This window comes from Paenibacillus sp. OAE614 (assembly GCF_040546645.1).
Classification (GTDB): Bacteria; Bacillota; Bacilli; order Paenibacillales; family Paenibacillaceae; genus Paenibacillus_AQ; species Paenibacillus_AQ favisporus.
In genome coordinates, this window is record NZ_JBEPOD010000001.1 from 5553211 (window position 1) to 5572481 (window position 19271).

Below are 19271 nucleotides of genomic sequence, written 5' to 3' on the forward strand. Positions count from 1 at the left end.
AGGATGGTGTGCCGAAATCAGCACCTCAAGGTTACCCTTTGACCGATCCGACCAGCATCCCCTGCACGAAATAGCGCTGCACGAACGGGTAAATGACAAGCACCGGAAGGGTCGCCACCACGATCAGCGCATATTTCAACAGCTCGGCCAGCTGCTGCTTCTGCACCATCGCCATGGCGTCCATCGTTCCTCCCGAGCTGTTGTTCTGGATAATAATACTCCGAAGGACTAGCTGAAGCGGGAACAGGTCTGCGCTTCTGAGATAGATCAACGCATCGAAATAGGCATTCCACTGCCCAACGGCGTACATCAGCACCAGCACGGCAATGATCGGCTTGGATAGCGGCAGCACGACGCTGCGGATAAAACGGATATCGCTGCAGCCGTCGATCTCACTGGCCTCCAGCAGTTCTCCCGGAATCGAAGATTGAAAGAAGGAGCGGGCGATAATCACCTGCCATACCCAGATGGCGTTGGGAATGAGCAGCGCCCACCTTGTGTCGATCAAGTGCAGTTCTTTAACGACCATATACGTGGGGATCAACCCGCCGCTGAAAATCATCGTAAACGTGATGATCATCATGAATACGTTCCGCCCGAAGAGGGACCTCCGGGACAACGGGTAGGCAATCATGACCGTCAGCGTGACGCTGATCAGGGTGCCTGCCGCCGTATAAATAATTGAGTTTAAATAGCCCGTCATAATTTCCTGCCTGCTGAAAAGCACGCGGAAGCCCTCAAACGAAATGTCGACCGGCCACAGCCATACCTTTCCGGAGGTAACCGCCGCCGGACTGCTGATGGAGCTGCTTAAAATGTAGACGAGCGGATACAGAACCGCCAGGACGACCAAGATCAAAATGGTGTAGACGATGCCTAAAAACAGGCGGTCGCCCTTCGACTCCTTGATTGCTTTTCTTCCTGCGAGTTGAATGGTCATACCCTTGCTCCTTCCTTACCAAATGCTGTTGTTCGTCAGCCTCTTCGCCAATCCATTTACGGTCAGCAGCAGGATGAGGTTGATGACGGAATTGAACAGGCCGACGGCTGTGGCAAAGCTGTAGTTTGCGTTCAGCAATCCGATCCGGTACACATAGGTTGCGATAATTTCCGAATTCACCTGATTCAGCGGATTTTGCAGAAGATATACTTTTTCAAAGCCAATCGCCATGACGTTGCCGACATTCAAAATCAGAATGATGACGATGGTCGGAACGATGCCCGGCAAATCGACATGCCATATTTTCTGGAACCGTGAAGCGCCGTCCACCTTTGCCGCTTCGTACAAGGTCGGGTCGATGCCCGCCAGGGCCGCCAAATAGATGACCGCACTGTAGCCAGCCGTCTGCCAAATGTCGGACCAGACATAGATGGAGCGGAACATGCCCGGGTCACCCAGAAAATTCACGGATTCAAGCCCGAAATAATTCAGGACGACGTTGGCGAAACCCAGCCTTGGGGACAGGAACAGCATGACGATCGATACCATGACCACCGTGGAAATAAAATAAGGGGCAAAGGTGACCATCTGTACGAACTTCTTGAATCTCTTCCCGCGTAATTCGTTAATCATCAGCGCCAGGATAATCGGAATCGGAAATCCGGCAAGGATCAAATAACCGCTCAGCAGCAGCGTGTTTTTGAGCAACGTCCAAAACAGCGGATTTTTAAAAAACAGCTCAAAATGCTTGAAGCCTACCCATGGACTGCCCCAAATCCCCTTAATGACGTTATAATCCTTGAATGCAAGGACTGCGTTAAGCATCGGGTAGTATTTGAAAATAAGGAAAAATAACAACGGAGGAATCACGAGCAGATAGAGCTGCCAATGCTTCTTCATGCTTTTACCGGCAATCTGCCAGTAACTGACCTTACGCGTGCTGCTTTCGCGCTTCATTGGAATTGCGGCTTGCTTGTTCAGAATAATAATCCCCCCTATGCCATCAGCGTGGATGCGTGATGAAATGACAGCGTTTTCTTTCTTGATTGAGCATAGTGGATGAAACGGGCGCTTGAACAGGTACACTTCGGTCGTTTTGCATCCAATTCCCCCTTTTTCGGGGGTCCATCGCTCTAAGCGCTGTACATATTTCCACTTCGGCTTCCGCACGCACAAAAGCCGCATCGTCCTCAAACGGATCCTGCGGCTTACAAGAGCTGGTGCTATTCGTCGAGCGTTTGCCTGTATACGCTCGGCGTGACGCCGATCAATCGCTTGAACGCCCGGCGGAACGAATGGGAGCTGTTGTACCCCACCTGGGTGGCGATATCGTCGACCGTATGATTGCTTTCTTTGAGCAGTTCAGCAGCTTTTTCCATGCGCACCTTAATCAGATGGTCCGAGTAATTGACCCCAGTCACTTCTTTAAATAACTGGGAAATGTATTTTTCCGGCCGTTCCACATATTCGGCCACCCGGTACAGGGTCAAATCGGGATTGGCGTACATCTCCTCCGTGTACTGGTACATCCGCTGAACCAGTTTGGCATGGGAGTCCTTTTTCTTGTTGGCGATATAGCCGCACAGCGTGGCGGTAATGCTCTTGATTTCCGCCTGAACGGAATCCAGCGGCTCGGCGGGGCCGATGTCGATGACTCTCCGCTTCACAGTTTCCAGCATGTTCGACTCCTGGAAAACCTTCTGATCGAGCAGCTTGAGGAAGGTTCCTTTGATCTCGCCGACGAGCTGATGCTTCATCTCGACAGACAACTCGCGCCTTGCGATATTTTGCTCGAAAATGCCGTCGATGATCTTGCCAGCCTCCTCCTCTTCACCGGCCCGGATCGTACTTGCCAAGCGCTGCTCCGCGTCGAGCGGGTAATAATACGTCGTGTTTTCGATGCGGGCTTCATGATTCCACAGCATGCCCTTGGAGTTCACAAACACGGCATATTCCAGCGCCTGCTTGGCCTGCTCGAACGATTGGCTCACATCCATCAACGTCTCAAAGCCCTCGCCGAAACCAGCCTGGATGGAAACCTTGTATTCCTGGAACAGATGATGGATCAGCTCTTCCATCAGCGCGGTTATCCGCTCCTCCTCGTCCTGCCCGGGTTCCCGGTTCTCGTGTGAGAAAAACAAGACGACAAGCTTATCGGATCCAAGGTCGGATACTGGCAGCGGACCCGCGATTTCCAGCAGCGCTTGTTTCACAAGGAGGCGTGTGGCGCTGAGCTCATTCAAAATTTCCACGCTGTCCATACCCGAGTATCCGTTAATGCAGAGAATGCCTGCATAACCGCTCTCCTTTTCGAGCGAAATGTTGGCCTGTTTGGCCGCCGCCACGATTACATCGTGCGATTCGAATTCGCCTGCAATGAGGCGCTTAATGAAAGCGTCGCGGACCAGCGGAAGCTGAAGGGTCAGCTCGCCTTCGAGCTGTTTGTTTGTCTTGATCATATTGGCGATATTGCCGCTAAGAAAATCATACGCATTCCTTTTCTCCAGCTCGTCCCGGCCGAACTGTTCTTTGATAATGCCGATCATGCTTTGGATCGGAACGCTGTGACGACGCGCCAGCAGCAGCCCGACCAGCAGGCCGATCAGCATCGTCCCTCCGGTAAGGATAAAGGTTGCGCGCCTGATCTTGTTGGCGTTCTCCATGAGAGTGGTCCGCGGAATGCCGGCCTGGTACACCCAACCGTTCTTGTCCGAACGGGTTGTGATAACCAGGTCATCCTTATAAAATTGGCTCGTTTTATTGGCATCAAAAGCCGGGTCATCCTTCAATTTGTCCACATACGACGGAACGCTCCCTTGGAGCGCAAGCGTATTTCCTTGACTGTCATAGATATGCACCCATCCGCCAAATCCTTTGGTCAGACCTGACAGCAAACCGGTAATGGTTTTTTCGTCGATCATGACCACCACGCTGGCCGGCGAGGAATCGTTGAAGCTGTCGAGCGGCAAGGACTGCATAAACGTAATGACGGAAGTACCCATTCCCCTCTCCGTATAGGCAGTCAACGGTTTGATTTCGCTGCGGTGGGTCTTTAGCAGCACTTGGGTCTTCCATTCGTCAAACGACATATCGTCATAATGAAAATATTCATAATAATGCTCCGGCCGGAAAGTGGAGCCTGAAGTCAGGATCAAATCGTAATTGGCCAAATAAATGAAATAGTTTTGAAGAAAATCGTTGGTTTGCCCAAAGGTCAGCACGTTCCGCATCGCCTTCCACAAACCGTACACATCCTGCACTTGATGGCGGTCGTTCATCAGCATATTCACTTCCTGGCTGATGGCGATTTGCCGGGTCATGCCTTCCACCTCCGCCATCCGGTGCTCCAGCAGCTCCTGGCTCTTTTCCAGCTGAATCAAGCTGTTATCGATCGAGATGGACTGTGTAACGGATATCGAGGTGAGGTAAGAAATGTAACCGCCCACACAGGGGATCAGAAGAATGACGATATAAGAAATCAGAAAATTTCGAAAAACGCTGGAACGTTTCAGCATGATATCCCCCTTGTTTTGATAGCGCTATCATTTTGTGGGTTGAAAGATGTATGGCCAGCTCATGCAGCGTACATTCCATAATAAAGCCTTGATCGCAAATTTGTATAGGTACACTCCAGCCAAAAGGTACATTTTTCCCTGTTTTGCGGTTAGAATGCAGCATCACCGGGACTGAGGAGGCCGTAAATCATGATTTGTTGATATAGAAAAGGCAACCGCAGCCCGAACGGCTGCAATTGCCTTTATGCCTAAAGTTCACCGAAGCTCAGCGCGGCTCAGCTTGTTCGTCCGGCAGCCGTATTCGCGGCGAGCGCTCCGTCCAGCGTATGCACCTCGCCGGCGGTTAAGTTCAGCGTCACGCTCCGATCCCCGCAGTATACCTGAACGGTTCCGCTCGACAAGGCCTGTATCCGGGTCTGGACAAGCTTGCCATACTTCCATGTCAAGTCCACTTCCATGTTTCCTTTGGCCCGAAGCCCCCGAACTTCCCCGTCCGGCCAACTGTCCGGCAGCGCCGGCAGCAGATGAATTTCCCCAGCATGGCTCTGCAGCAGCATCTCCGCGATCGCGGCCGTCCCGCCGAAGTTGCCGTCGATTACGAAAATATTCGTCTCGGCCCCGGCGATCCCCGACTTGGAATAGGTCAGCATGTTGTCCAGGCACAGCTCGCCGATCAAATGGGCGATATGATGCTCAGCCCGGCCGGCGTCGTGCAGCCTGGCGAAGAAGAGGCCGAATAAGGCGGCGGTAAATTCCACGTCCTCAAGGTCGATGCGCTCCATGCGGTTTTGCAGCGTTACCCGCGCCGCCTCCGCCAATGCCGGCGTGTGATGCGGCGTAATCTGGCTGCCGGGATACAGGGCAAACAGATGGGCCAAATGCCGGTGCTCCGGCTGCGCTTCGCCGTAATCCTTCAGCCACTCCTGCAGCTGGCCGCGCCGGCCGACCTGCAATGGAGGCAGCAGTGAGATGGCGTGCTCCCACTTCCGCTGCAGCTCGGCGTCCACGTCCAGTTTTCGGGCTGAGTTCAGACAGAACGTGAAGAGATCCCGAACCAATACCTGGTCCATCGTCGGACCCATGGAGAGCTGCTGCGCTCCTTCCTCCGGAGATCCGGGATAGAAGCTGTTCTCCGGCGAGTTGGAGGGCCCAGTCACCAGCCAGCCGAATTCCGGATGCACGGTCATGTAGTCCAGGAAAAAAGCTGCGGCTGCTTTGAGCACCGGGTACGCTTCTTCGGCCAGAAAAACGTCGTCCATGCCGTATTCGTAATGCTCCATCATATGGGTGGCGATCCAGAGGCCGCCCGTTACGTTCAGGCCCCAGGACGTTTCCCATCCGGGCGAGCTGAAGCCCCATATGTTCGAGAATACGTGGGCCACCCATCCTTCGGCGTCGTAATACTGCCGCGCGGCGGACCGGCCGGAGTGGGCCAGCTCCCGGATGTAGCGCATCAACGGCTCGTGGCAATCACCAAGATTGGCAATTTCCGCCGGAAAATAGTTCATCTGCGTGTTAATGTCCAGATGATAGTCGCAGCTCCAGCCCATCCGGCACGCTTCACCGTCATTCCAGATGCCCTGCAGGTGCAGCGGCAGCGGCGAGTCTTGGCGCGATCCGGCGATCATCAGATAGCGGCCGTACTGGAAGAAGAGCGCGAACAGCGCCGGATCATCCGTCTGGCCTGCCCGGAATCGGCGCATCCGCTCATCTGTCGGCAGGCCGGCCGCCGCTGACGTGCCGAGATCCAGCTGCACCCGCTCCAGCAGCGGCCGGTAATCGGCGGCATGGTCTGCCTTGAGCCGGTCATAGCCTTTGCCCAGCGCCTGCTCCAGCTGGCGGAAGCCCGCTTCCTTCCATGCATCGTCCTGCTGGCGGTAATCCGTGTGCACGGCGGTGTACACCCACACTTCTTCCGCCTGCTCCACCCGGATCGTTCCCGATGAGGCAAGCACGCTTCCTCCCCGGACCTGAAGGCGCACAAGTCCGCTGCAGGACACCCCGCATGTTCCGTCGCTGTGCACGGTTTCGACCGCTTTGCCGGCGAAGGCCAGCATATCCGGCTCCCGGGCTTCACAGCAGAATTCTTCCGTCCGGCCCTCGAGCCGGAGCGTGAACGTAAGGCCTGCCGGATCCTCGCTCCACAGCCGGGACACCATCAGATCGTCCGCATGCGAAATGAACGTCTCCCGTTCAAACCGGTATCCGTTCATTGTACCGGCGGAGCGTGCCTCCGCCTGCTGCAAATCCAGCTCCCTGCGCATTTTCGCTTCCCCTTCCGAGGCTGCCGCAGGCCACTCCAGGATGATGTCGCATATGCTCAAATTCGTGCCGAAGTTGCGCTTGGGCGGCTGCAAGTGCTCCTTCGCCAGCCTGTCGCCAGCCGCATAATCGCCCGCAAAAAAGCGCTCACGCATCCGCTCCAGATCCTGCTTCGTATTGGAGCGGCCGTGGCAGGGCTCCGCTTGTCCCGACCAATATGTGACCTCGGTCAGGCTCCAAACTTCCTTGTGCGGAGCCGATATAATCACGCCGCCTATTCTGCCGTTCCCGAGCGGCAGCCCCTGTGCCCAGCCTGCCACGGGGCCCTCGTACCAGAGCTTCAAGTCATTCATTCGATATCCTCCACCAAAATTCATTTGCAAATTCATCCGCTTTTCTTACTGGATACTATTCCAGAACCGTTGATTTTATCGTATCATTTTGATGTATAATCTGTCTTTGTTAACGCATCCATTGATTTATCAATTCATCCGCCAATCTATCATTTTGAATCAGCAAACATACACCTTCTAAATGCGGGGGAGACATGATATGAACAAAGCATTATCCGAGATAACTCCATTCGTAGGCGACTCCATGAGTTATCTGTACGACGGCAGCAGCAACGAGCATCTGCGCGCAGGCAGCGTGTATGCCCTCCACTTGTTTAATGAAGGCCCTGGAGAAATGGAGGTCGAAGGGGTCAAATATCCGATCGAGCGGGGAACGCTCATTTTTTTGCGCCCGGGCCAGCCGCATGCTTTTCACATCCGCCCATCCCATCCGCTGCCTTCGTATAATCTGTATTTCGATTTATGGGATAACGCCAACCCGCTCTCTCCGAGCCGGTCTTTCATCCATGCGCCCGAGCCTTTCATTTTTGACCGATTGTCTATCGAACTGCCCTGCGATGAACTGGACCGGCTTCCGAGCGTCTTCTCCCTGCGCGCCCATCCCCATTTGTATGATGGAATCGCCATGATCGCCAGGATGTACAGCGAATCCAAGTTTTACCGCAGCGAAACGGTGAACAGCTTTCTGTACGGCTGGATGCTGTCCTGGCACAACGCTGTGAACGTGCAGCATCCGAGCGATTACCGCATCGTCCGCCTGCTGGAGTACTTGAACAGCCGTCCGGAGCATGGACAGTCGGTTGAAGCCTGGTCCCGGTTTTGCGGTCTGAAACGCACCTATTTCCATGAACTGTTTTTGCGCGAAACGGGGATGACCCCGAAGGCCTACCATCATCAGCTCGTCATGAAGCGGGCGGCCCATATGCTGGTCGAAACCGACCTGAGCATTACGGCGATTGCGGAAAAGCTGGGGTACCCGTCCATCCACCCGTTTTCCCGGCACTTCAGCAGCTTTCACGGCACGACTCCCAGCCAGTACCGGCTGAATCCGCTGCACCGGATATGAGTCCGGGGAAGGAATAAAAAAATCGCGCATCCGCTGGTCAGCCGGAATACGCGATTGGGTTGGTCATACTTGCTCTGATAGATGCTGCTTAGAAATTAAAATTATCCGGGTCCCCGCCGGTCCGTTGGTTCCGGTTCAACCCGTCGATCTGCTGCATTTCGTCCGCCGTCAATTCGAAGTCGAACACATCGGCATTTTCGATGATCCGATGCTCCTTGACCGATTTCGGAATCGTCACGATCTCGTGCTGAAGATCCCAGCGGATGATGACCTGCGCGGTGGATTTACCATATTTGGCGCCGATGCCTGCCAGCACTTCATTGTCCAGCAGCTGGCCCGCAGCCAGCGGCGACCAGGCTTCGATCTGAATGCCCTGCGATTTGCAGTAGCTGCGCAGTTCCGTTTGGGAGAGCAGCGGATGCAGCTCCACCTGATTGACGGCCGGTTTCACCTCGGCATCCTGCATCAGATCCTCCAAATGATGAACGTGGAAGTTGGATACGCCGATCGTACGGACCCTGCCGTCCTTTTGCAGCTTTTCCAGCGCACGCCATGTATCCTTATACTTGCCTTTGACCGGCCAGTGAATCAAGTACAGATCCACATAGTCCAGGCCCAGCTTGCTTATACTTTGTTCAAACGCCTTCAGGGTAGAGTCATAACCTTGATCCGAATTCCAAACTTTGGTGGTAATGAACAGCTCCTCACGCGGAACGCCGGATTCCCGGACCGCCTTGCCGACACCTTCTTCGTTACCGTACAGCGCAGCCGTGTCAATACTGCGGTAGCCGTGCTCAATGGCCGCTTTCACCGCGCTAACGACCTCATTGCCTTCCTGTGCCTTGTAGACGCCCAGCCCGAGCCATGGCATGGCATATCCGCTGGACAAGGTTGTGGTGGACTGCAGATTGTTCATGAGTAAGACGCCTCCTTCGAATCAGGTAAATGTCGTGGATGACTGAAAACCACCCATCCTGTCCCAAGATAAACCAGCCTATGGGCAAAGTCAAATTCAAGGACTAATTTGGTACAGCTTGGATTCGGCGCTTTTCAGCGTAACGTCCAGCGTTGCACCTGCCGTTACCTTTTCCCCGGTCCACAAATCGGTCACTTGAACGGAAGCCCCCGCTTGGACAGGAATGCCGGCACGCTTCAGGTCGATCTGACGCTGCTCCGGATTTTGCGTGTAATTGAACACGGCCAAGTAATACGTTCCTTGGTCTTCAAGCACAAACAGGTCCGCCGCTTTCGTTCCGGTATTTCCTTCCACCGGCTTAAAGGCTTTGCCCTTCACCGCCAGCGCGTTCACTTCCGGATTGGTGAGCAAGCTTTCCATGTACTGGCGCGCCGCCGGGTCGTTCACATCGTCGGAGTTCAGGAAGACCGTACCCGAAATGGCCGCCGCATTGACACGGGTTTGCGCTCCTTCATACGAGCCGCCCTTCACCAGCGTCATATAGTCCGGGTCGGTGTAATGATAAATCGTCCCGTTCTGCCACCAGCCGTAAGTCAAGTTGTTCAGCTGGTATTCCGTGCTGCCCAGGCTTCCGTCCACGTCGCAGGAAATGCGGCGGCTGTGCGCATATTGGCTCGGGAACAGCGGAGCGATCGATTCGCTGATGAACATCGTACCGCCGATGGCCTGATCGAGGTACGCCATTCCCTGATTGTACGCCTGAATGCCGGTTTGCACTTTCGAATCGTAATGCCGGCCTTCCAAAGAGCCATGGGACAGGAAGTCTACCTTAATATACTCAAAACCTTCCTTTTTGAAACGGTTCATATAGTAGTCGATCCGGGCTTTCACCGCCGGATGGGTCGGGTCCACGGCATAAGCGCCGTCCAACTTCGGCAGAACGTTGCCGGATGCATCCCTCAGCACGATATCCCCGTACTTGTACTTGCCGTCGGTCCCTTCAACTACCTGGTCCATGTTGTCCCCCCAATAAACGAACGGGGAGTAGTAGATGCCTGCCTTCTGGCCGTTGCCGTGAATCAGCTTCACGAGATCGGTCAGCTGCTGGTCGGTCATGTTGTCCCAATACGAATCGAGGTTAATATACACATTCCCGTTGTTCTCGAAAGAGTTGTTCTGCAGATGCTCCTTCACATAGTTGGAGACGGCTGCCGCGTTGTCGTAGCTGAGATGATCGGCATAAGCGCCCCAGCTGTTCCAGCCGACCGGTACGCCTTCAGGGATGTTTTGGCCAAAAGCAAGCGGCGGAGCAATCGCGGCGTTCACCTGGCCGTAACCCTCCAGGCCTTTGCGGTAGTCGTCGTACAAACCGATAAACACCTTCGGCGAAGTCACACTCTTTCCGGACACGCTTCCGTGCGGCAGGCTGTCATGCGTGGAAGCCTGGGAAGTAAAGCCCCCGTACACGCGCAGCTCGTTCAGCTTATTGTCGGTGCCGCTCCAGTGGATTCCCGTTTTCCATGTGTCATGCGTAACGGAACCAACCACCAGACCTTTTCGGCTTGTATTGTCATAAATGGCTGTTAGTTCGGAACTGACATAGTTATCCGTATTTAAGCGAGTATTGATACTTTTCGCCTGATACCGGGACCAGCTGTCGTTATCAAAAGGCGTCACGAGCACCCGGTTGTCGCCGTAGCTGCCGATATCAACGCCGCCCCGAGCCTCTACGGCCAGCGGCGCAATTTGGTTGGTCGTCAGCCCGGCGGCTTGGGAAGCCGTCACTTCCATCAACACATACGGTCCATTGTTATAAATGTAAAAGACCTGGCTCAGGTCCGGCAGTCCTTTTTGCTCGCTGCGGACCGTAACCTTGATGCCTTCGCCCGTGGCGTCACGGAAGGGAGTCACACCGTCCTTGGCTTTAAACGTATGCTTGCCGTAATCCTTGCTCGCCACGGTTTTGTCGAGCTGGATTTCGCTATAGGCACCCTTGATCACCGGCTTATGGTTCCAGTTGTACTGGGACAGGCCGGTCGAAGTGTTGTACAGCAGCTCATACGACGGATTGGCCACACGAAATCCGCGCTGATACTCAGTCAGCGTAATGGGGCCGTACTTCGTGACATGGAGCTGTTTGCCCAGTTCGCCAATGCTGCCGTCATGGTCCGGCACGCCGTCGCCGGCCGATGCCAGCCGCAGCTCTATCAAGTCGATATCCGGAGAATATCCGCCGCCGTCGTCGAAGAGGATCGTATTGCTGCCCTGCTTCAAGTCGATCTGGATATCGTAGGTGCCGACCGTATTCCAGTCCGCCGTTTTGGGAAAGTTGAAATTTTCACCTTCCTCCCCGTTGACCGAAATGACGGCCGCGCGGGGGTCGCCGGAAATGTAGTGCACCGTCATTGTATAGACGCCTGCCTGATCCGCGGTGACGCCGTTAAACTGCAAAGTGGAGCCGCCATACAGGTTGCCGGCTTTTTTGCCGCCCGAGCAGGTTCCGCAGTCTGCAGGACCCGCATTGCCCGTAAATGTGTTGGCGCCAGCTTCCGCCTCGTACGAAACAACTGCTGCATCGGCTCCCGTTCTGGCAGCCGTTTCAGAAAATGCAGCCCAGGAAGCCCCGGGCCAGGACAGGGCCAGCAGCCCCGCCCATACCATCAGCAATATTTTCGGGATAAACCGGGTTCGTGTACTCATCGGCAATCCTCAATCCTCCTTGAAATTTGAATTAGGGTTGGATGCATAACTTCAAAATGGTGGACTCCGCCGGTTCAAGGCTTAAGCGGACTTCCCCGCTGGCCTCGCTCTCAGTCCCTTCCCACAGGTCGGTTACGCGGTAAGTTGCGAGCGGGTCGAGTCCCAAGCGGTCCACGGGCACCGTCTTGTTCGCCGCCTGTTTGCCGTCGAAGTTGAACACAGCCAGGTAGACCGTCCCCTCCTCGTCCGAATCAGCCAGCATAAAGGCGTCCGCCGCACGGCCGCCCAGGGCGCTTTCCACCGGAATGAATGTTGTCCCCTTCCGCGCAAGCTCCATGATGCTGCCGTTCTTCAGCCAGGCCTTGGCGCGGGAGGCTGCTTCTTCCTGCCTGAAATCGTCTCCGAGCAGCAGCACCGTCCCCGCGATCACGGATGCCGTCAGTCGGCTCCGCCCTTCATGGCGGGTGGTGGCCTCCTGGTTGAAGCTCTTGTACAGCACCGAGTGATCGGGGTCGTTGAACCGGTACAGCGTATCGTTCATCCACCAGCCGTGGGTCAGCGAATTTAGCAGATACTCCGTATCCCCGATCATGCCGAACACGTCGCAGGAAATTCTCCGGCTGTGCGCAAAGGCGTACGGGAACAGCGGCGCGATCGACAGGTTGATGAAGATCGGCTTTCCGGCGGCTTCCGGAGACAGTTTTTTCGCCAAATAAGACAGCCCATAATGATAGGCAGCAATACCTGTCGTGATTTCAGGGCGGTAATGCTGCCCCTCCAGCGCACCGTGCGCCATAAAATCGAGCTTGATGTACTCAAAGCCCTCCCGGATGATTTTGTCCGTAAACCAATCGATGCGCATCAGCGCCCCCGGATGGGTCGGATCGATCGCCAGGCCGCCGGCGATGTCCGGCAGAATTTCGCCTTCGGCGTCCCGCAGCAAAATGTCGCTGTACGTGAACTCGCCATCCGTTCCCTCCACAGGCTTGTCGAATTGGGCCGGACTGCCCCAGAAGGCAAAAGGTGTCCAGTACGTCCCCGGCTTATGGCCGTTTTGCCGCACCCGGTTCAGCGCATCCTCCATCTCTTCATCCGTCAGGCGGTCCCAGAAAGCGTCGAAGTTGATGTACAGCGTGTCGTTATTTTGAAAACCATCCGCCTGGACTTCCCGTTTCAAAAAATCGCTCGTTGATGTGTACAGATCGTAATCCAGCGTACTCATCGCGGCAGACCAGCTGTTCCAGCCAACAGGGACCCCGCCTTCCCACGGAAGCGCCGGCGACAGGGTAGCATTAGCCCGTCCGTAAGCCTCCAGGCCGCGGCGGTAATCGTCGTACCCGCCGACGAATACGACCGGCGACGCCACGCGTGTCCCATGGACGTATCCGTGCGGCTGAAAATCCCGGGTCATTTCCCCGGCAGCGCCGGCGTACAGCTCCAGCTCATCCAGTGTTCCCGGCTGTTCGCCCTGGATTTTGATGCCGGTTTTCCAGACGTCATGACTCAGTGAACCGGCAACGATCCCTTGCCGGCTGTGCGGCCGGAACAAGGCCGTAACCTCGTAGCTCTCGGTGCACAGCGGCGCCGTCTGTGTCTCATAGCGGACCCACTTGTCGTTGTCGTAGGGAACGCGGAGCACCGTAAGCTCATCTTCCTTGTCCATGTCCACGGCCGGCCCAAAGGACAGCTGACCGCACCGCAGCACCGTCATCCGGTTCAGACGGATGCGCGTCTTATGGACGGCCACCAGCTGCGTCAGGTAAAACGGCGCACCCTCGTAAATCCAAAAATGCTGCTCCAGTGTCGGGAGCATGTCGGATTCATGCATAAGCGTTAAGTGAATGCCGGTCCCGAAGGCATCCACGATGCACTCCGGCTCCCCATTCATGCTGTGGCGTTCGTAGCTGCCCGTATGGTATTCACGCCCGTTCCACCGGATGGCGCTGCGGATTTCTTTCCAGTCCCACAGCGTACCGCCGGCAGCGCTGTAATGGCCCTGTTCCAGGTCGATCTCCAGCGTCATCCGATCCGTGGATACGCGGATCAGGGAGCCTGTTTGCCGGACCTGGACCGCGTCCGTTTGGCTGTTTGTGATCATTCGCCTCATTTTCCTCCTGTCTCTGCAAGTCTCTGGCTGCACGGGCAAAAGTCAGGAATGCTTGGCATCCGCTTCCGCCCCAGCCGTATGACTTCATTATAGAAAGCGCTTTATCGGCTTGCTATAGAGCGATCTACCGATTGATAGCGGGAATTAACGCTTCTGGATGAAGCGCGGGCTGTTAAAATGCGGCATGTAGTGATGCTGGCGCTTCGATGGGCGCTCCGTGTACGAAACATTCCTCCGATCGCTGTTGCCCCCGAATTTTTGCGGATTAGATAGAAGGGTAAAATTCGGGGACTGCTTATGCTTTCGAAGTGAGCTTTCCTTCGGAAAGCTTTCAGGCGACCGCTCCGCTTCTCCGGAATTGTTTCGTCCCCTCCGCTGGGTTGTGCTGGGAGGGCATGCCGTGCGGGGCTAAACATCAAAAATAGTTCGAACCCTGCATCTGATATCACAAACACCAACAGACATGGCAGCCATCAACCATGCTCCTATTGCGCATTGCATCGCTCGCAACCTCGCCCATACCAATCGATTGACAAACAAAAAAAAGCAGACGCATCCGTCTGCCTTTTCCAACTTCCTTTTCATCTCTTCCCAGCTGCTATGTTTTCATCATCTCTCGCCGATTCTTCATGCCAAGAGAATCCTCAGTCACTCAGGCATCCAGGCCTATACAAGCTTATATGCCCCGCCTTCGTCAGAAACGGCTTCTCCTCAGGGCCACTTTCCTTCCCTACGCATCCACCGTTTCGAGCTCCAGGCTCCATGCAATCACCCGCTGCATCAGCCGGATGAACCCTTCGTTCAGCAATCCCTCAGGCAGATGAGCCGGCGTCACGCAGGCTACCCGTCCCTCGCCGTAAGGATGCAGCCAGCCGGCAATGGATTCGCCGTCCCGCGAAGAAGACCGCAGGAACACCTCGGTCTCCTGCTCGGAGCAAGCGACAAAGTAGTGTTCGTCCTTAAACCGGAACGTACCGTCCAGCTCGCCCAAGACCAACCTGCCGACCGGTGTATAGGTCACCTCACTGTGCTCCTTCGGGTGTGACAAAAAATACCCCCGCAGCATGTTCACATACGCGCCGTCCTCGGGATACGACGCCAGCCCGGAATGCCATGCGAGCCAGGCACCTCCGCCACTCACGTATGCTTCGATCTGCCGGCCGATGTCCTCGGTCATCCAGGCTGCCTCCGGGTCGCTTTGCGGCTCAAGGCGGTTCTCCGCAAATAAAATAACGAGGTCCGGCTTCTGCCCAAGCTGCCCGGCGGCGAAATCAGAAACTTCCTTATACAGCAGCCCAGTTTGTCCATTCGCCAGGAAGGGCTCCAAAGCTTGTTCAAGTGACTTTTTCGCCGGCTCGGCTTCATGATAAAAGTCGCCGACAACCGCCCAAATCGTTTTCATGTGGCTTCCTCCTTATTGTCGAAAGCAATACGGTGGTCCAAAGATCGCAACCATTAAAAGGGCATCGCTTCCCCGCGATGGTTCACCATCCAGGCATTCGGATCGGGGATGACGGTTCGTTCCACAATGCGCAGCAAGCCCTGCGCGGTATCCGCCGGGTCGCCCGGCGCTTGGTCGCCGCCCATCGGAGTCCTGATCCAGCCGGGATGTACAGCATAGATCGCAAAGTTTTGAGGGGTCAGTTCCTTGCGGAGCTGGGCGGTAAAGTAGTTCAGCCCGCTTTTGGATATCGCGTAAGGATAATCCCCGCCGTAGGCCCCGGCAAAGCATCCGGCCTCCGAGCTGATGTTGATGATGCATGGCTGGGCGCTCCTGCGCAGCAGCGGAAGGAAATGCTTCACGGCCTTCATCGGCCCGTACAGGTTCGCCAGCATGGACTGTTCCATATCGGCAAAATCCAGCTCCTCCAGCTTATGCTCGCGGCCGATTAGCACGCCTGCGTTGTTAATCAAGGCATCGAGCACATCCGTATGCTCCAGCACGGCTGACTTGGCGTTTTTCACGCTTTCTTCGTCAGTGACATCCATTGCGATCAGCGTGAGCCGGTCCGGATGGACTGCACGCATTGCACGAAGCGACTCGGTATGACGCTCCATATCCCGCACGCCTGCAAACACGGTATGCCCAAGCGCAAGCGCTGCTTTGACTGTTTCAAAGCCAAGCCCCCGGGCCGATCCCGTAATCAAAATATTCATAGCTTCAGCACCTCACCTGCTTATCGGATTAATCGTTTTCCAGCAGCTCGATCAGAACTTTCAGCTCGTTGCTGCTGTCGATGTATGCGTAGCGCCCGCCGGTGTATTCGCCTTTTTGAATCAGCGGCATGTGGCGGCCTTCCAGAACGGCGATCTTGTCCTTCATTCCTTGAATTCCAAACGCGATATGATGCACGCCTTCACCATGCTCATCCAAAAACTCACGCCAAGTCGACGGATGCTCATCCGGCTCGATCAGCTCGATCTGCAGCTGCCCGCAGTCAAAAAAGGCCAGCTTCGCGCGCGCCTCCGAAGGCTGCCCGTTAAACTCCGTCTGGGCGACATCCACGGTGTCCGTCCAGGACCATTTCGGCCGTTCCACCCCCAGAAAATCCGCATAGCTCTGCGAAACGGTATCGATGTCTTTCACGACAATCCCAATTTGTGTAACCAGCTTGGTTCCTAATGCGCCTGCCGTCATATAAAAATCCTCCTTAACAGCCCTGAATTGGAAAAGCTTTTTTACTACGAACCCTAAGCAGCCAATAGATTCCCTCTTCTGTTCCCGCCAAACACTTAATCCGACGCACATTTCATCCTTACTGTTTAAATTAGACTTTCCGGCACGAGTTCCGGATGACCAGCTCCGCGGTCCCCACGTATTTTTTGAACAGCTGCGTACCGTCCTCAATGGTTTCGATGACCTGCCGCGTCAGCATGTCGATCATTTCGGAAAAGTTCACGCGTATCGTGGTTAGCGCCGGCTGAATGCGCGAGCTCAAGAGATGATCGTCAAACCCCATCAGGGAGATGTCTTCAGGTACCCGCAGCCCGGCCTCGTTCAAGGCTCGAAGCGCTCCGAATGCCACACTGTCGTTGCAGGCGAAAATGGCCGTCGGCAGGTCTGGGATGCTCTGAAGCCAGCGCGCGGTCGACTCGTATCCGCTTCGTTCGGAGAAATCCGATGGCAGGACCCAGTCCGGGTTCACCTTTAGGCCGTGAGCCGCCATTGCATCCTGAAAAGCTTCCATTCTCTCGGGACCGGAGCAGCGAAGCGGATCGCCCGCAATAAACGCAATGTTCCGGTGCCCCAGGCCTACCAGGTAATCGACTCCCTGCTTCATGCCCAGCTTGTTGTCAAAATTGCAGATCACCCGGTTCGGCTCCAGCCGCCCCTCCAGATGCTGGTCCACGATTCCCGCCACAAATCCTTTGGCAATGAGCTCCTCGATAAACGGTTCATGATTCGCCGCGCCGATAAATATGCCGCCGTCAATCCGCCGCTGATAAAACGTATCCTTCACCTTTCGGACGGCTTCCATATCCCCTGTGCTCCGGATAATGTGGGTCAGGACGTAGTAGCCGCGGCTGGACGCGCTCTCGATCACATCGCTGATCAGCGCGTGGGTCAGCGTGTCGTGAATCGCCTCCGGCGAAATCAGGAACAGACCAATCGTAAGCGTTTTCATACCAGTCATGATGCGTGCCGAGAAATTGGGAGAATAGCCGTATCTCTCGATGACCTGCATGACCTTCTCCCGCGTAGCCTGCGGCACGTTTGGGTAATTGTTGATCACCCGGCTGACGGTGCTTCGCGAGACGCCTGCGATTCTGGCGATTTCGATGCTATTGATGTCGTTCTTCCTCATCCTGCACACTCCAAATTCATTAACACGTGTTCACAAAAGACGGCGCAAGCTGCAGTATCCGTGGGCTCTGCTTCACCATGCCTGTATGTACGATCGCGAATCCGGCATTCGCCATCCAAAAAATAACGCCTTTGGGCATAAACACGTGTTTATGAGTTCAATCTATCCCCTCTTCCACATGTTGTCAATACATTTTCGAGGAGGCGGAGGGCCATGCTTTAATCGTGCTTGCTATTTGAGCCGTTTGGGAAAAAGAGTTGAAGTATGCTCGTAACAAACTCGCAGTTTTTGTTGCCATAAAAAAAGGCCAGAACCGGTTGAGACCGGACTGGCTAACTTTCATGAACCCAGATGGCCTATTTAACGAGTTTATTTTTTCTTGCGAGGAATAAAACAACGGCCTGAGGTTTTACGATTGTACCTCCATGTTCATCAATGACCTCTTTTATCCCTCTAAACAGGTCATGTCGCACGTTTTCCGGAATTAACCGATGTCTGGAATTTGTATTTAGCAAAGAAATATAATCACTTGCTGCATAGGTGTCTTCCCATTGATACTGCTTGACCTCGAGCTCATTGAATAGATCGCCTTGTAACGTCAAGTGCGAGCGTTCCTCAATAATTTGTTCCAGGGAAGGGTTAAGTGAATCATCGAGCTCGGGAGCGTATTTTCTGTAAATGTCTCGAATTTCGTTAAATATTTCATTAAACGATGGAATATGGACGGTCCAAAAAAAGGCGGCAGATCCTTGATCGTTAAGCAGGTCATGGACTTTACGGTATCCGGCTTCTTGCGGTTGGATGAAATGAAACGCAGTTCCCGAAATGGCCAGCTTAAAACGTAGCCCTTGATGCTGCCAGTCTTCAAACGGCGAGTTAACAACCGTGACACTGGATTTGTCCCTGAATTTATTGCGAGTCAGATTCGCCAGATTTTCACCCGCCTCAACGGCAGTTATGTTGAAATAACCTAAGTTAACAAACCCGCTTGTAGCCTGACCCGTACCACAACCAATTTCGAGTATTTCATCTGTTGTTTTTAATTCGGCGTACTCCACAATTTCTTTAAACAGTTGATCCGGGTAATTTGGTCGATACTGATCGTACTCCTTGGCAACATCATTAAAGGTATGTTTTCCTTCCATCTCATAAACCTCCCCAAATCAATTTGGATAACAAAAACGTCCATCGACGTAACTTCATCGAAGACAGACCGCGCTTAGCGGAAGTTTTTCTTGCGATTATAGAATCGCTTCAGCTCCGCTGAACATTGATAAATTCTATAATCTAAAAAAACTCCCGCCCCGTAAAGGGACGAGAGTTATCTCCGTGTTACCACCCAAGTTCATCGACGCACGCATCGACCTTATTTCGGGTACGTCAAAAAAATGTTTGTATACCCTAGCACGATAACGGGTGCGCCCGTCACAACCTACTCCCAATACGGTTTCGAAGTGCAGCTCAGAGACCATCTTCATTGAGCTCATCTTTACCCCGTTTCAGCTCATAGGGGCTCTCTGGAAAAGACGAGGTTCAACTACTCTTTCTCATCAATGCTTTATAAGGGATATACTGGAATTTTTATGAGTATATCATCCGTGAATTA

The 19271-nt window shown here is 54.5% G+C and carries 13 protein-coding genes and 1 other annotated feature; of the genes, 1 reads left to right on the plus strand and 12 read right to left on the minus strand.

Translation table 11 applies throughout. From position 1 onward, the window contains the following. Positions 1-31 precede the first annotated feature (31 nt). The 4 genes from ABIE48_RS25605 to ABIE48_RS25620 form a co-directional block, all read right to left on the minus strand. Positions 32-940, minus strand: a complete 909-nt coding sequence (locus ABIE48_RS25605; RefSeq protein ID WP_076175564.1) for a carbohydrate ABC transporter permease — start codon at positions 938-940, stop codon at positions 32-34. A 15-nt stretch (positions 941-955) separates the two neighbouring features. Next, positions 956-1897, minus strand: coding sequence for an ABC transporter permease (locus tag ABIE48_RS25610; protein WP_354519894.1), 942 nt, complete (start codon positions 1895-1897; stop codon positions 956-958). Between the two features lie 266 nt (positions 1898-2163). Continuing rightward, positions 2164-4455 carry a helix-turn-helix domain-containing protein gene (locus tag ABIE48_RS25615; RefSeq protein ID WP_192716978.1) on the minus strand — a complete coding sequence of 764 codons (2292 nt, stop codon included), beginning with the start codon at positions 4453-4455 and terminating at the stop codon, positions 2164-2166. Positions 4456-4730: 275 nt separating this feature from the next. Continuing rightward, a complete protein-coding gene (locus ABIE48_RS25620; RefSeq protein WP_192716979.1) occupies positions 4731-7070 on the minus strand; it encodes a glycoside hydrolase family 95 protein in 2340 nt (779 codons plus the stop codon). A 199-nt stretch (positions 7071-7269) separates the two neighbouring features. Here ABIE48_RS25620 and ABIE48_RS25625 point away from each other — a divergent pair, with 199 nt between their 5' ends. After that, the gene (locus ABIE48_RS25625) at positions 7270-8136 is read left to right on the plus strand and encodes a helix-turn-helix domain-containing protein (RefSeq protein ID WP_192716980.1); all 867 of its coding nucleotides are present in this window, start codon (positions 7270-7272) and stop codon (positions 8134-8136) included. A gap of 88 nt (positions 8137-8224) precedes the next feature. Here ABIE48_RS25625 and ABIE48_RS25630 read toward each other — a convergent pair whose 3' ends face one another. From ABIE48_RS25630 to ABIE48_RS25665, 8 genes are all read right to left on the minus strand, one after another. Next, positions 8225-9052: an aldo/keto reductase gene (locus tag ABIE48_RS25630; RefSeq protein WP_192716981.1), complete on the minus strand. Its 828-nt coding sequence runs from the start codon at positions 9050-9052 to the stop codon at positions 8225-8227. Between the two features lie 96 nt (positions 9053-9148). Next, complete coding sequence (locus tag ABIE48_RS25635; RefSeq protein ID WP_192716982.1) at positions 9149-11752, minus strand: carbohydrate-binding protein; 2604 nt, start codon at positions 11750-11752, stop codon at positions 9149-9151. A gap of 31 nt (positions 11753-11783) precedes the next feature. Continuing rightward, complete coding sequence (locus ABIE48_RS25640; RefSeq protein ID WP_192716983.1) at positions 11784-13850, minus strand: alpha-galactosidase; 2067 nt, start codon at positions 13848-13850, stop codon at positions 11784-11786. Between the two features lie 739 nt (positions 13851-14589). Continuing rightward, the gene (locus tag ABIE48_RS25645; protein ID WP_192716984.1) at positions 14590-15261 is read right to left on the minus strand and encodes a ThuA domain-containing protein; all 672 of its coding nucleotides are present in this window, start codon (positions 15259-15261) and stop codon (positions 14590-14592) included. A 53-nt stretch (positions 15262-15314) separates the two neighbouring features. After that, the gene (locus tag ABIE48_RS25650) at positions 15315-16016 is read right to left on the minus strand and encodes an SDR family oxidoreductase (RefSeq protein WP_192716985.1); all 702 of its coding nucleotides are present in this window, start codon (positions 16014-16016) and stop codon (positions 15315-15317) included. A gap of 28 nt (positions 16017-16044) precedes the next feature. After that, on the minus strand, positions 16045-16497 hold the full coding sequence (locus tag ABIE48_RS25655) for a VOC family protein (RefSeq protein WP_076175540.1): 453 nt from the start codon (positions 16495-16497) through the stop codon (positions 16045-16047). A 130-nt stretch (positions 16498-16627) separates the two neighbouring features. Beyond that, entirely contained in the window at positions 16628-17665 is a 1038-nt protein-coding gene (locus ABIE48_RS25660; RefSeq protein WP_105441967.1) for a LacI family DNA-binding transcriptional regulator, read from the minus strand. Between the two features lie 356 nt (positions 17666-18021). Beyond that, positions 18022-18810 carry a class I SAM-dependent methyltransferase gene (locus ABIE48_RS25665; protein WP_192716986.1) on the minus strand — a complete coding sequence of 263 codons (789 nt, stop codon included), beginning with the start codon at positions 18808-18810 and terminating at the stop codon, positions 18022-18024. A gap of 162 nt (positions 18811-18972) precedes the next feature. Beyond that, positions 18973-19228: a binding site (T-box leader), on the minus strand. Positions 19229-19271: the final 43 nt, after the last annotated feature.

Excerpts from the sequence above, each read along its gene's own strand:
- ABIE48_RS25605 (WP_076175564.1), bottom strand. The coding sequence starts at position 940 with ATGACCATTCAACTCGCAGGAAGAAAAGCAATCAAGGAGTCGAAGGGC.
- ABIE48_RS25610 (WP_354519894.1), bottom strand. The coding sequence starts at position 1,897 with ATGAAGCGCGAAAGCAGCACGCGTAAGGTCAGTTACTGGCAGATTGCC.
- ABIE48_RS25615 (WP_192716978.1), bottom strand. The coding sequence starts at position 4,455 with ATGCTGAAACGTTCCAGCGTTTTTCGAAATTTTCTGATTTCTTATATC.
- ABIE48_RS25620 (WP_192716979.1), bottom strand. The coding sequence starts at position 7,070 with ATGAATGACTTGAAGCTCTGGTACGAGGGCCCCGTGGCAGGCTGGGCA.
- ABIE48_RS25625 (WP_192716980.1), top strand. The coding sequence starts at position 7,270 with ATGAACAAAGCATTATCCGAGATAACTCCATTCGTAGGCGACTCCATG.
- ABIE48_RS25630 (WP_192716981.1), bottom strand. The coding sequence starts at position 9,052 with ATGAACAATCTGCAGTCCACCACAACCTTGTCCAGCGGATATGCCATG.
- ABIE48_RS25635 (WP_192716982.1), bottom strand. The coding sequence starts at position 11,752 with ATGAGTACACGAACCCGGTTTATCCCGAAAATATTGCTGATGGTATGG.
- ABIE48_RS25640 (WP_192716983.1), bottom strand. The coding sequence starts at position 13,850 with ATGATCACAAACAGCCAAACGGACGCGGTCCAGGTCCGGCAAACAGGC.
- ABIE48_RS25645 (WP_192716984.1), bottom strand. The coding sequence starts at position 15,261 with ATGAAAACGATTTGGGCGGTTGTCGGCGACTTTTATCATGAAGCCGAG.
- ABIE48_RS25650 (WP_192716985.1), bottom strand. The coding sequence starts at position 16,016 with ATGAATATTTTGATTACGGGATCGGCCCGGGGGCTTGGCTTTGAAACA.
- ABIE48_RS25655 (WP_076175540.1), bottom strand. The coding sequence starts at position 16,497 with ATGACGGCAGGCGCATTAGGAACCAAGCTGGTTACACAAATTGGGATT.
- ABIE48_RS25660 (WP_105441967.1), bottom strand. The coding sequence starts at position 17,665 with ATGAGGAAGAACGACATCAATAGCATCGAAATCGCCAGAATCGCAGGC.
- ABIE48_RS25665 (WP_192716986.1), bottom strand. The coding sequence starts at position 18,810 with ATGGAAGGAAAACATACCTTTAATGATGTTGCCAAGGAGTACGATCAG.